Below are 13,584 nucleotides of genomic sequence, written 5' to 3'. Positions count from 1 at the left end.
AGGTGGCCGCTGCCGTAGGTGTGCCAGTTGAGCGCGGGAAGGTCGCCGAACTGACTTTGCTGCGGCGCGCCGTTGGCGGTGAGGGTATGGCGCTGTTCCCACTGCCAGGGGCTTCCGCCTTCGATACCTGCGTGGCGCTGCTGTTCGCCGGTCAGCCGTTGAGCATGGTCGTAGCTGAACGTCACTTCCCCATGGGCGTTGGTCACGCTCGCCAACTGTTCGTTAGTGCTCCAGCAATACTGCTCGGTGCTGGCGGGGGCGTGCTCGGTGGCGGTTAGATCAACGCACGTCCGTCAAAAGGGGCTTTCGACTCCTAGGGTTATTTTTCTATTGAATTAAGTGTCTATCCCTATATTTTAAAGCCGCTTTATCAACTCTCATAAAAATCCAAACTGCAACTACGGGAATTAGTATAGATAAAAGTACTGTCAGAGAAGTCTTTTCTAGATATTCTTTTTCCACTAGCAATCCTGGTATTCCAGCAGGAAAGATAAAAGGCATCATTATCCAAGTTAACTTGCCGTGGCTAGTGCGCCTAACAAGCGATTTTAGCCATAAATATAGTGGTATTTCAAGAATAAGAATTGTTGATAATATTAATAATGTGATCATTTTTACTGCCCTTCATCACTGTCAAAATAATTTTCAATACCTGATGCAACTCCTGTTGCACCTCCAATACCTTCTATAGTTAGACCTCCACGAGACATAGTTTCGTATTTTCTAACGTAATCAGATCTTATATTTCTGAATAACTTCCAAGAATCAGGCGATATGACTTTTCTTGATAGACCTCCTACAGAAGTTCCCAAATTAGCAGTATCAACAGCTAGATTGCCCATTTGCTCGCCCCCTGCCGCGATGGCGGCGCTACGTATGTATCCACTGTCTCCAGTGTAAGCTTCTTGTAAGCTATTAACACCCAGGCCTATCATTGGCCCGCCCAGCATACAGCCTGCAACTGTTGAGCAGAATGCTGCCCCAGTCATAATCTGTCCCGCGCCACCCAAATAGTTAGCACCAGTATTTACATACCCCCAAGCATTATCTCTAAATGGAGCTGTTGCTTTACTAATAGACTCATAGCCGCTGCGGACAGAGTTGGCTATAGATACTCTTGTTTCAGCAAAAAAACCTTCTAATCCCATGGGATCCACCATCCCAATAGGATTAGTCACATACCCATACAAATTTGTACCGCCATTTAGCCCAATCGGATCCTGACTAATATACCGCCCCTGCTGCGGGTCGTAATACCGATGGCGGTTGTAATAGAGCCCACTTTCTTCATCATGCCACTGCCCTTGAAAGCGAATCGGCTGATCAGTATTCCCACGCTCGTTCTTCACCGCCGTCCAATCATCAGGTTGCGCCTGCCATTTCGTTTCGCCGTTGGCGGCAACCAGTTGCATGGGCGTACCCAGCGCATCCGTGATGAAAGCGCTGAGGATATGGCCTTGCTGAGTATCATCGATGCGCAGCATGGGCACAAAACTGCTCGGCTCGTAGACGACCGTGGTGTGCTGACTATCGCTTTCTTCCCGAACGATGCGGTCGCCATCCCAGCCGTAGTGGGTGATGGTCGTGGTGCCGTTGGTGTGGCGCACGGTCTTGTTGATCCGGCGGCCCAGGCCGTCGTAGCGGTAGGCGGCCTCCGTGGTGTGGCCGTAGGCGCTGGTGTGGGTGAGGTTTACCAGGCGGTTTGCACCATCGTAGCCCATCATCAGGCGCTCGCCGTCCGGTTGTTGCCGCTCGATCATATTACCCGCCCCGTCGTAGCGGTAGCGGGTGCCGTTGAGCTGGCCGAGGCGGTTATCGGAAAGGGCCTGCTGGCCGTCCAGACGGTTACCGGCGGCGTCTACCGTGTAGCGGTGGGCCTGATCGCCGTGCTGGCTGCCGGTGAGGCGACCGGCGGCATCGTAGCTGTAGGCAATGACTTTGGATTGCTCGCCTTGCAGGGCGCGGAAGCTCATCCGGCCCAGGGCGTCGTACTGGTACTGCTGGCCGTCGTTTGCCTGCGCGCCGCGCAGGGTGAGGTGATCCAACTGGCCGAGGTTCGTATAACCGCGCTCCAGGATCAGCGGTTGGGTCTGGTCGCCATTGCCGAGGCTTACGCGACGCTGAGTTTCGCGGTGCAGGGCATCGGGCTCCAAGGCGATGTCAAGATTCAGGTCCGGCGCGCTCAGGCCGTGCAGGTGGCCACTGCCATAGGTGTGCCAGTTCAGCGCGGGCAGGTCGCCGAACTGGCTTTGCTGCAGCGCGCCGTTGGCGGTGAGGGTATGGCGCTGTTCCCACTGCCAGGGGCTTCCGCCTTCGATACCTGCGTGGCGCTGCTGTTCGCCGGTCAGCCGTTGAGCATGGTCGTAGCTGAACGTTACTTCGCCATGGTCGTTGGTAACGCTCATGAGCTGGCCATTGGTGCCCCAGCGGTAGTGTTCGCTGCTGACCGGTGCGTGTTCGGTCGCAGGCAGGTGACGGGCGGTAAGGCGACCAGCGGCATCGTACTCGTAGCGCGTGGCGAGCGGCTGGCCGTCCGGGCCGGGGCGGCCGGCCTCGATACGCTCGATCAGTTGGCCCGCTTCATCGTAGCGGTACTGCTGTTCACGGCCGTCGGGGCCGGTCTCGCTGGCCAGGCGGTCCATGGTGTCGTAGGCAAAGCGGTACACCGCGCCGTTGCCCAGGGTCAGCTCGCTGAGGCGGCCTACGTCGTCATAGGCGGTATATTGATGGCTGCCATCGGCCTCGATGCGCTGCACCGGGCGGCCGTGGTCGTCAAAGAAGAACTGCTGGCGGAAGCCTTGCGGGCCTTCCAGCTCGACCAGGCGACCTTGCGGGTCATAGTGATGGTGCCAGTGGGTGCCGTCGGGCTGTTGGGTGACAATACGGCGTCCCACTTCGTCGTGCTGGGTGCGGGTGATTTCCCCAAGGGCATTGGTGATGCTCGCCAGGTAGCCGTGGCGGTCGTAGGCGTACTCGGTACGCTGTTGCGAGCAGTCGATCTGAGCGGTGACCTGGCCCAGAGCGTTCCACTCGCGCTGGTGCGTCGCGCCCACCGCATCGGTGACCGTGGTAGGGCGGTCGGGCAGGCGCTCATCGTCATAGGCGAAGGCCGTGGTACCTTCCGGCCCGGTGACCGCGAGAGGATTGCCGCGCTCGCTGCGTTCAATTTGCCACTGCTGATTCTCGGGCCCTTTGATACCCACGGTGCTGCCTAGCCCATCGCGCTCCATCGTCCAATGTTGCCCATCCGGCGTGACCTGACCGATCACCTGGCCGTTCTCGTCGCGTTCGACCAGCGTCTCGCGGCCCAGCGGATCAATGGTCGCCACCTTGCGCCCGGCGCGGTCATAGCGAAATTCGATGCGCGAGCCGTCGGCGCGGGTGTGGGCGGTCCAGCGCTGGCCGGGGCCGCTGCCCACGAAGTGATACTTCTCCTCACGGCCCAGGCTGTCGGTGACCTGGGTGTGATCGACGTGATAGGTGTAACGTCGAGCGAGGCCGCCCGCTTCCTGCTGGCCGACCACGCGGCCGTCCGGGGCGTGGCGGTCCCAGGTGTAGTGGGCTTCCATGCCGCCAGGCACGCGGTGGGCAATCAGCATGTGATCCTGCCATTCAAATTCGCGCACCACCTCGCCATGGCGGTGGCGCACGGCGAGCAGGTCACCGGCGGCGCTGAACGAGTAGCGCACTAGCCAGTCGTCCTGAGCGCTGCCGTCGTGGTCCTGAACCAGCTTGACGCCGGTGAGGCGCTGACCGGCATCGTCGGCTTGCCGGGGCAGCAGGGCGTCGTAGACGAACTGGTAGTGGCGCCCGGCGCTGTCGATCACGCGGGTCAGCAGGCCATTGTCCCACTGATACGCCGTGGCATAGCCGTTACGGTCGCGCTCTTCGATCAGCGGCCAGCGTGTGCCGGTCTGCTCAGGGCGAGCAAACACGTAGTAAAGGCCGCTGGTATCACTGAGTACGATGCGCGCGGGGTCGTCGCGCAGCGTCTCGTCCAGCGCCTGCCAGCGGGGGGCGTCACTCAGCGCATTGTCTTTAGCTGACGAACCCCCACGGCGTATCCACAGCTGTTCGGTGGGCGAGAAGCGCGCCTGCCCCGGTTCGAGGGGGCCAAAGGTAATCTGTCGCCCTTGGGCGTCGTGAATAATGCAGGCGTCATCGTCCAGGGTAATGGCCAGGCTTTCGCCGGGCAGCGACCAGCCCTGGCCGAGTACGCCAATCCGTGCTTTGCTGGAGAGGTACCCACGGCTGAACACAAAGGGGCGCGGTGCGGGAAGGGCAAAATCGGTCTCGGCGGGCAGCAGCTTGGCCCCCAGCAGCGGGTTTACCGGGCTGCCGACGGCGGGTTCACAGGCGCTACAGTTGTCGGCCAGGCCGTCGGTGATATCGATATCGTCCAGCGCCAAAGGCGTGGCCGCGGCGATATCGCTGCTCAGCAGGGGCGTTTGGTGCGGCTCGAGGGTGACGTCTTCGCTCTCTTCCGGCTCGGCTTCGCCCGGCAGGCGGGGCAGCACGATCGCCTGCCCCTGGCCACGACCGGGGCTGCCGCCAGAGTTGATCTTGACCTGCGAACCGACAATGGTCACACCACTCGGATCGAGCTTTACAAAGCTGCTGCCGGCTTTGAGGGTGATCTCCGCCCCGGCCTCGATCACGACCTGAGAACCTGCCTTGTAGTGCACCTCGCGGCCCGCTTCCAATAGCTGCGAATCGCCGTAGAACTCGTGACGGGTCTGATCGACCTGAAGGTGGTCATCGCCTTTTATCTGCGTATGGCGATGGTTATGCACCGTCAGGTGGTCGTCGTTATGAATCTCGGTCAAGCGGTTGCGGTGCAGCTTCAGGTGACTGTCGCGGCGGATCTCTTCGGTGCGGTCGTTGAGCGTCAGCAGTTCCAGGTCTTTCTGGGCGTGCAGCCAGATGTGCTCTTCACCGGCTTCGTCTTCGAAGCGCAGCTCGTTGAAGCCCTCGGCTTTATGGCTCTGGGTGCGGATCACGGTGCGGGTCTTGTGTTCCGGCAGCGGGTAGGGCGGAATGTTCACCGCGTGGTAGGTACGTCCGGTGACCAGCGGCTGATCGGGATCGCCCTCCAGGAAGGAAACGATCACCTCATGCCCGATCCGCGGGATCGCCATACTGCCATAGCCACCGCCGGCCCAGCCCTGGGCGACGCGTATCCAGCAGCTGGCGGTGTCATCGGGCTCGGCGTAGCGGTCCCAGGGGAACTGCACCTTGACCCGGCCGTGTTCGTCGCAGTAGATCTCCTCGCCCTCGGGGCCCACCACGAACGCCACCTGCGGCCCGTCCACCCGGGGCTTGGGGTTGGGTATGGGGCGCCAGGTCTGGTCCCGGGGCATCAGCTCGACGCTGTTGTGGTAGCGGGTCATCTGTTCGCCCGCCTGATCCGAGGTGGCGCTACCGCGCGCCATGCCGTCCTCTTCCAGCGCCTGGGGCTGCTCGCCCACATGCACCACGCCGAGTACCTGCCAGTCCTGATTGAGGCTCTCCACATCGTGGTCGGTCAAGGTAAAGCAAATGCCCGGGGCCAGTTCGGGCAGGTCGCTCTCGGCCTGGGCCACCAGCGCATCGGCGCGCAGGGATTCCAGCCGGTGGCGGGTAAACGGCTTGCCCGAGCCATCCTTCTTGTAGCGGCCAGGGTAGTCGAAGTGTTCGTAATCCTCACGCTGAGCGTGTTCGCCTAGCCCAGGCGCCAGATGCTCGTGCAGCTGGGCGTAGGCCGGGTTCTTGAAGGTGTAATCCTTGAGCATGGCGGAGGCCGGGCGTACCCGGCTGACCTGACGCAGCTTGCGCAAATGGCGCCGGGGCGGCGTGCCGCCCGCGCGGCCGTGGTAGGTGCGCTCACCCACGCTTGGCAACACTGCAGTGGCATCGGCAAATACCAGACGGTGGGCGCCGCCTTCTGCGTTTTCGAACTCATGAAAATAGAAGCAGCCCTCTTCGGCGGCCAGGCGTTCGATAAACGCCAGATCGGTTTCCCGGTACTGCACCAGATACTCCCGCTCGAGCGGGGTACGCGTGGTGGCAAAGCCGATATCCGTCAGGCCGCGCTCCTGGGCCAGGGTCGTGATCGCATCGTAAGGCAGCGTCTCCTGGAAGATGCGCGAGTTATGGCGCAGCGAAAGCCGCCACAGCGCCGGGCGAATCACCACCTGATAAAACGAGCGCCGATGGCCGCGGTCACCCTGGGCAAACTCACTGACGATGCCGTGAATGCGGCGCAGTGGTTCGCCATCCTGCCAGACAGTTAACGTGGCCGTCTGGTCCAGGCAGTCGGTGGGGGATAAATCGTGAGCGCGGCTGGCAAATTCGACCGAGAGGGTAAACGGTTCGGAAAGGGCTTCGCGATGGGTAAAGCGGACCACGGCGGTGTCGTCAGCCCCGGGTAAGGTAAGGGTAAATTGAAGACCTGTACCGTCTGCCATCGCGCCGCTCCTTGGATTCTTCGCTATGTATAAGAAGGCTTAGGGTAGCGATATGAGCGAAGAGGGCAACCCCTGAAGGGCACGTAGCGTGGATATCTTACAACGTTGTAAGACATGGCTTACAAATTATGCGTAGGTAGCCCCGAGTTAAAACGGCAGATGCAGCGATGCGCTTAAATGATTGAGATGACTCAAGGTGGGCGCATCGACGCGTTCGTACTCGAGCCGAGTGATCAGGCGGTTGATGGTCAGGGTGGCGCCGAAGCCTTGCAGCCAGGTGGTGCCGCCTTCATCTGATCCGGGGGAGTTGTCGGTATCGCCGCGCCACTCGGTCAGGCCGGATTTGGCATACATGCTGACAGCGCCCATGCGAATGCCCGCAACGATGGCGCCGCCCAGGCTCAGGGTGTCCATGATCAAGGGAGACATGCTGGTAGCGATGGGCACTTCGTCGCTTTCGCGGTAGGCAATTTCGGCACCGATATCCAGGCGGGGAAGTTGCCAGGGGCTATAGCCTGCCGTTAGCCGAAAGCCTGAGGTGTAGGTATCCAGGCTGCTCAGGTCGCTGCCTTCAAGCACCACGCCGTTGTCCAGCTGCATCAGCTCGCTTTCAGGTGTGGCATATGCCACGACCAGTGGCGCGTCGTCGGCCGCTGCGGTGGTGAAAGGTAGGGTAGAGCCAATAACGCTATAGAGTATAACGCCAGCCAAGCGTTTCATGGGTGATCCTCGTCCTTGGCCTTTTATTATCCTCACCAGCTTAGCAACTGGCCCTTATTTCTACCACGTTAATTGCGCCTGCCTTGAGGTTGAACAGCAGGTTTTTTCCCATTTCCATGAAGCGCTCGCCAAACACCCACTGCGGCGAGAGCACCGGCGCCTTACCTGTTTGCTCCTTGCCGCGCTGGCGTTCGCGCCACTCAAGGGCCGTGTCACTCCAGTCCAGGTCATGCTCCAGAGTAAAGCCCGCCCTGGTGAGCAGTACGCGTAACGCTGCATGATCGAGCAGGTGTGAGTGCTCGGCCGTGGATGCCCAGGGCACCGGCAAGCGCAGCTTGGATACGTTGGCCCCGCTCACCACCTCATGCATGACCAGTGTGCCACCAGGGCGCAGCACTCGGCGGCTCTCTTTCAATACCCCGGCCGCATCGGGCATGTTCATGAGGCTATGCTGGAAGAGCAGTGCATCAAAGCTGGCCTCAGCAAAGGGCAGGGTGTGAGCGTTGCCGGTTACCCAGCGAAGCGACGGCCCGGCTGTGTCGGCAAGCTTGGTCAGCGCCTGGTTGAGCCGCGTGAAACGGTGGGTAATATCCAGCCCGGTCATCTGAAACCCCAGCGCTGCGCCCTGGCGCATCAGCCCGCCCAGGCCCGCACCTATATCCAGCACGTGCGGGTGGGTGGCGGGGTCGAGCAGGCTAAGCAACCTTCTTGAAGCACTCACGCCGCCAATGTGCAGCTGATCCAGCGGGGCCAGCTGGTGCAAGGTGGGGCCTGCCGGGTAGTGGTGCTGAATCTGGGCCAGCACGTCGGCGTCGCGCAATGCCTGATGGTAGTGCGCCGCCAGGCACCCCGAACTCACCGGGGCGTCTCCTGGTTCAGGCCCAGTTCGTTGATCGAAATCTCGCGCATCCTGAATTTCTGGATCTTGCCGGTCACGGTCATGGGAAATTCGTCGACGAACTTGAAGTAGCGCGGAATCTTGAAGTGCGTGATCTTGCCCTTGCAGAACTCGCGAAGATCTTCGCCGCTGATCTCGCCTGCGGTGTCATTCAACTTGACCCAGGCTACCAGCTCTTCGCCGTACTTCTCATCGGGCACGCCGGTGACCTGTACATCCAGCACCGCCGGGTGGGTATACAGAAACTCCTCGATTTCCTTGGGATAGACGTTCTCGCCGCCGCGAATCACCATGTCCTTGATGCGCCCGACAATCTGCACGTAGCCCTCGTCATCCATGGTGGCCAGGTCGCCGGTGTGCATCCAGCCCGCTTCGTCGATGGCGTCATCAGTAGCCTGCTGGTTGTTCCAGTACCGGAGCATGACGCTGTAGCCCCGGGTGCACAGCTCGCCGATTTCGCCGCGGGGCAGGATGCCGCCGTTGCCGGGATCGACGATCTTGCTCTCCAGATGCGGCTGGGTACGGCCCACGGTGGAAACACGCTTTTCGATCGGATCATCGGCGCCGGTCTGGGTGGACACGGGGCTGGTTTCGGTCATGCCGTAGGCGATCTGCACGCCTTTCATGTTCATCTTGCTGATCACCTGCTTCATGATCTCGGCCGGGCAGATCGAGCCCGCCATGATGCCGGTACGCAGCGTGGAGAGATCGGTGGCGGCAAACTCGGGGTGGCCAAGCTCGGCGATGAACATGGTGGGTACGCCGTAAAGCGCGGTGGCGCGCTGCTCGTGTACCGCCTTGAGCACCTTGCCGGGGTCGAAGCCCTCATCCGGGTAGATCATCGCTGCGCCATGGGTCATGCAGCCAAGGTTTCCCATCACCATGCCAAAGCAGTGGTAGAGCGGCACCGGAATCACCAGGCGGTCTTCACTGGTAAAGCCCATGCTTTCGGCCACGAAAAAGCCGTTGTTGAGAATGTTGTGGTGGGAAAGCGTGGCCCCCTTGGGGAAGCCGGTGGTGCCCGAGGTGTACTGGATGTTGATCGGGTCATCGAACTGCAGCGTTGCCTGAAGTTCGTTGACCTCGGCCTGGCTGACCCGGTTGGCCTCCTGCATGAAATCGCTCCAGCGCCACATGCCCGCATGCTGTTCGGCGCTCAAGTTGATCACGCACTCGAGCCGCGGCAGCTTCAGCGATTTGAGTTTGCCATCGGTGCTGCTCTGAAGCTCCGGGGCCAGCTCATACAGCATGCCGCGGTAGTCGGAGCTCTTGAAACGGTCAGCGCAGACCAGAAAGCGTGCGCCGGACTGGTTCAAGGCGTACTCGAGCTCATGGGTGCGGTAGGCCGGGTTGATATTGACCAGAATGGCGCCGATCTTGGCGGTAGCGAACTGGGTCAGGGTCCACTCGGCGCAGTTGGGCGCCCACATGCCCACCCGGTCGCCGCGCTTGACGCCAATGGCCAGCAACGCCCGGGCGCAGCGGTTCACTTCCTCGTGAAGCTTGCGGTAGCGCCAGTGAATATGCTGATGCAGCACGATCAGCGCATCGTTATCCGGGTACTCGGCGGCGATCTGGTCGAACTTGTCGCCGATGGTCATGCCCAGAAGCGGCTTGGCCGCGGTGCTGCTGGTGTAGCTTGGCAGGGGCGGGGTCGAGGGTGTATGTGGTGCCATGATGTCTCTCCGAATGTTGTTCTTGTCTGTTCGAATGGACGCAGCGGTTGGCGTCGATGCGGCAACTATGCTGAACGCGTACCTCTGGCCAGGGCGACCTTCGAGCCGGGGCGGCGGCCCAGCGCCCGTGTGATCCAGGTGCCTGTCTCGATCACGGCCTCCAGGTCGATGCCGGTATCGATGCCCAGCCCGTCGAGCAGGTAGAGTACGTCTTCGGTGGCCACGTTGCCGGAAGCCCCCTTGGCGTAAGGGCAGCCGCCAAGGCCCCCGGTGGCCGCATCGATCACGCTGATGCCTTCTTCCATGACTGCATACAGATTGGCGATCGCCATGCCGTAGGTGTCGTGAAAGTGGGCGGCCAACCGCTCGATGGGTACCTCTTGGCTTACCGCGTTGACCATCCTTTTCGCGACGAGTGGAGTGCCCACGCCAATGGTGTCACCCAGCGAAACCTCGTAGCAGCCCATGTCAAAAAGCGCGCGGGCGACCTTTGCCACCCGCGCAGGCTCGATGGCGCCTTCATAAGGGCAGCCCAGCACGCAGGAGACATACCCGCGCACGCGCACGCCAGCGCTCTGGGCGCGCTCCAGCACCGGCGCGAAGCGCGTAAGCGACTCGGCAATCGAACAGTTGATATTCTTCTGCGAGAAGGCCTCTGAAGCGGCGCCAAACACGGCGACCTCTTCAACCCCCGCCTCAAGGGCGTTTTCCAGCCCCTGAAGGTTAGGGGTCAGCGCCGAGTACACCACGCCCGGGGTGCGGGTAATGCCGCGCATGACGTCACCGGCGTCGCCCATTTGCGGCACCCACCGGGGCGAGACGAAGCTTGCCGCCTCGATATGGCGAATGCCGGCGCTGGCCAGCCGCTCGATCAGCTCGATCTTGGTGGCGGTAGGCACCAGGGCGCCGGGCTCGTTCTGCAGGCCGTCCCGGGGGGCCATTTCAAACAGGCGTACGCGCTGGGGCAGGGTCATTTCAAGGCTCCCTGGTCAGCGGCAGCGAAGTCGAGCAGCACGTCGCCCTGGCTTACGGTATCGCCAGGCTGGAAGTGAAAGCTTGCCACGCTGCCATTCAGTGGTGCGGTCATGGTGTGTTCCATCTTCATGGCCTCCATCACCATCAGCGGCATGCCCTTTTCAACGCTGGCGCCGGGGTCGACCAGCAGCGCCACCACGGTGCCGTGCATGGGCGCGGTAAAGCTTGACTGCACCTCGTGAGCGGCGTGGTTGGCGGCATCGAGTCGCTGCCACACAAGCCGCGTTTCACCTTGAGGGCTTGCCAGCACCAGCACGTTGCCGTCGCGCTGGGCCTGCAGGCGGCGGCGGTGGCCGTCCAGGGTGATGGCCACCGCATTGCCGGCAAGAGGGGCCAGGCTTGCGGTAAAGGTCTGGCCGTTGACCGCCAGACACCAGTGGGCATCGCCCGGCTGGCGCAAGCCTTCCACCGTGACCACCGGCTCGTCGCCGCCAGTAGCGGCTGGCGCTTGCAGCGCAATGCGCACCCTGCGGGGCGCGTTCAGGCGAAAGCCGTCATGGCGCTCCCAGGGCGAGACGCCTTGCTGTTCGCCGGCAAGCTGGTGCAGGGCCACCAGCGCGGCGCTGGCGTAATCCTCGTTTGTGTCGCTGCGCGGGGCGAACAGCGTTGCCTCGTGGCGTTCGATGAAGCGGGTATCCAGCTCCAGGTTCTTGAACGCCGGATGATTAGCCAGACGCTGGAGAAAGGCTCGGTTGGTGACCACGCCCTGCACATCAAGAGCCGCCAGTGCCCGGTTGAGCGTGGCAAGGGCGGCGTCGCGATCCACGCCGTGAACGATCAGCTTGGCGAGCATCGGGTCGTAGTGCATCGAGACCACGTCGCCGCTCTCCACGCCGCTATCCAGGCGCACCTGCGCACCATCCAGGCCCGCGCCTTCCAGGTCCAGCGCAAAGCGGGTGAGGGTGCCGGTGGCGGGCAGAAAATCCTGCTCCGGGTCTTCGGCGTACAGGCGCGCCTCGAAGCTGTGCCCGGTGATGGTCAGCGCCTCCTGGGTGCAGGGCAGCGGTTCACCCATGGCCACGCGCAGCTGCCATTCGACCAGGTCCTGGCCGGTGATCATTTCGGTAACCGGGTGCTCGACCTGCAGGCGGGTGTTCATCTCCATGAAGTAGAACGCGCCATCTGCATCGAGCAGAAACTCCACGGTGCCCGCGCCCACATAGCCGATCTCCTGGGCGGCGCGCACGGCCGCACTTCCCATCGCCTCGCGCAGCGCGGGGGGCATGCCTGGGGCGGGCGCCTCTTCGAGCACCTTCTGATGGCGGCGCTGCACGCTGCAGTCGCGCTCGAACAGATAAACACCCTGGCCCTGGCGGTCGCAGAACACCTGGACTTCCACATGGCGGGGCTGGACCAGATACTTCTCGATCAGCATGCGCTCGTCACCGAAGGCCGCGCTGGATTCGCGCCGGCAGCCGTCGAGGGCGGCCTGAAAGGCATCACCGCTTTCCACCACGCGCATGCCCTTGCCGCCGCCGCCGGCGCTGGCCTTGAGCATCACCGGGTAGCCGATCTTGTCGGCCTCGGAGCGCAGCAGCGCATCATCCTGATCATCGCCGTGATAGCCCGGCACCAGCGGCACCTTGGCGTTGGCCATGCGCGCCTTGGCTGCGGATTTATCGCCCATGGCGGCAATCGCCGAGGCGGGCGGGCCGACGAAGGTAATACCCGCCTCTTCAAGCGCGGTCACGAATCGGCCGTTCTCGGAGAGAAAGCCATAGCCCGGGTGCACCGCCCCCGCCCCTGCGCGCCGGGCAGCACTGATCACCGCGTCGATATCGAGATAGCTTTCCCGTGCGGGGGCGGGGCCGATGCGAATCGCCGCGTCGGCTTCGCGCACGTGGCGGGCGTTGGCGTCGGCATCCGAGTAGACGGCGACCGTCTTGAGGCCCACCTGGCGGGCGGTGCGCATCACCCGGCAGGCAATCTCGCCGCGGTTGGCCACCAGCAGGGTGTCGAACGTGGTTGTTCTTGTCATGGCGGGCTCCTGCGTCATGGTTGTGAACCGGGTGTCTGAACCCAGGCCGGGCGGCGTTTCTCGAAAAAGCTGCCCAGGCCCTCCTGGCCTTCGGGGCTGACGCGCAGCCGGGCAATCACCTGGCAGGTCTGTTCGCGAGTGGCGGCCGCCTCCGTTGATTCGCTGACCGTGGCCAGCAGCGCCTTGGTGGCCCGCTGCGCCTGCGGCGAACCCGCCAGCAGTGTCGCAAGCATCGCGTCCACGCTGCTATCCAGCGCGTCCCTCTCGACCACCAGATGGGCCAGGCCCAGAGACAGCGCGGTATCGGCATCCATCACTTCGCCGGTAAGCGCATAGCGGCGCATCTGGCGCGAGCCGAGGGCGCGCTGAACGTAAGGGCTGATGACCGCGGGCGAGAGGCCAATCTTGACCTCCGAAAGGCAGAACTTGGCCTCGCGCGCGGCAATGACGATATCGCAGCAGGCGGCCAGACCCACGGCCCCGCCAAATGCCGCACCCTGCACGCGGCAGAGCGTGGGGCAGGGCAGGGTGTCCAGGCGGTGCATCAGCTCGGAAAGCTTGCGCGAATCGGCAAGGTTGTCGTCCAAGTCGTAATCGACCATGCGCTTCATCCAGTGAAGATCCGCCCCGGCGGAAAAGCTCTTGCCCTGGGAGCCCAGCACCACTGCGCGCACGTCACCCGCTTCTGCACGCGTTTCGAGTTCGACCAGGTGCGCATTCAGCTCGGCAATCAGGCTATCGTCGAAGGCGTTGTGCACCTCCGGGCGGTCGAGCGACAGGCGCGCCACGCCGTCTTGTATCGTCAATGTTGAATAAGCCATGGTGCCCACC

At 62.6% G+C, this 13,584-nt stretch carries 9 protein-coding genes and 1 pseudogene; all 10 read right to left on the bottom strand.

The features are described 5' to 3' along the window. On the bottom strand, nucleotides 1-206 hold a 206-nt coding region (locus tag B0H98_RS06430; RefSeq protein WP_208623585.1), incomplete at its 3' end, for a hypothetical protein. A gap of 121 nt (nucleotides 207-327) precedes the next feature. Next, on the bottom strand, nucleotides 328-612 hold the full coding sequence (locus B0H98_RS16960; protein WP_146130236.1) for a hypothetical protein: 285 nt from the start codon (nucleotides 610-612) through the stop codon (nucleotides 328-330). A gap of 2 nt (nucleotides 613-614) precedes the next feature. Beyond that, nucleotides 615-4,409 (bottom strand): RHS repeat-associated core domain-containing protein, encoded by a 3,795-nt coding sequence (locus tag B0H98_RS06425; RefSeq protein ID WP_244182988.1) that lies wholly within the window; start codon nucleotides 4,407-4,409, stop codon nucleotides 615-617. A 27-nt stretch (nucleotides 4,410-4,436) separates the two neighbouring features. Beyond that, nucleotides 4,437-6,446, bottom strand: a pseudogene (locus B0H98_RS17170) (type VI secretion system Vgr family protein); the annotation flags it as partial. Nucleotides 6,447-6,593: 147 nt separating this feature from the next. Beyond that, nucleotides 6,594-7,166: a hypothetical protein gene (locus tag B0H98_RS06420; protein WP_106374229.1), complete on the bottom strand. Its 573-nt coding sequence runs from the start codon at nucleotides 7,164-7,166 to the stop codon at nucleotides 6,594-6,596. A gap of 40 nt (nucleotides 7,167-7,206) precedes the next feature. After that, nucleotides 7,207-8,025, bottom strand: coding sequence for a class I SAM-dependent methyltransferase (locus B0H98_RS06415; protein WP_106374228.1), 819 nt, complete (start codon nucleotides 8,023-8,025; stop codon nucleotides 7,207-7,209). Further along, nucleotides 8,022-9,740, bottom strand: coding sequence for an AMP-binding protein (locus tag B0H98_RS06410; protein ID WP_106374227.1), 1,719 nt, complete (start codon nucleotides 9,738-9,740; stop codon nucleotides 8,022-8,024). The genes B0H98_RS06415 and B0H98_RS06410 overlap by 4 nt, the downstream gene beginning before the upstream one ends. A 65-nt stretch (nucleotides 9,741-9,805) precedes the next feature. Next, on the bottom strand, nucleotides 9,806-10,714 hold the full coding sequence (locus B0H98_RS06405) for a hydroxymethylglutaryl-CoA lyase (RefSeq protein ID WP_106374226.1): 909 nt from the start codon (nucleotides 10,712-10,714) through the stop codon (nucleotides 9,806-9,808). Continuing rightward, nucleotides 10,711-12,753 carry an acetyl-CoA carboxylase biotin carboxylase subunit gene (locus tag B0H98_RS06400; RefSeq protein ID WP_106374225.1) on the bottom strand — a complete coding sequence of 681 codons (2,043 nt, stop codon included), beginning with the start codon at nucleotides 12,751-12,753 and terminating at the stop codon, nucleotides 10,711-10,713. Before B0H98_RS06400 ends, B0H98_RS06405 begins: the two co-directional genes overlap by 4 nt. Before the next feature lie 14 nt (nucleotides 12,754-12,767). Further along, nucleotides 12,768-13,574: an enoyl-CoA hydratase-related protein gene (locus B0H98_RS06395; RefSeq protein WP_106374224.1), complete on the bottom strand. Its 807-nt coding sequence runs from the start codon at nucleotides 13,572-13,574 to the stop codon at nucleotides 12,768-12,770. Nucleotides 13,575-13,584: the final 10 nt, after the last annotated feature.

This window comes from Vreelandella songnenensis (assembly GCF_003002925.1).
Taxonomy (GTDB): Bacteria; Pseudomonadota; Gammaproteobacteria; order Pseudomonadales; family Halomonadaceae; genus Vreelandella; species Vreelandella songnenensis.
Note: the sequence above shows the minus strand (reverse complement) of the source record. Positions and strands in the feature narration are given on the sequence as shown.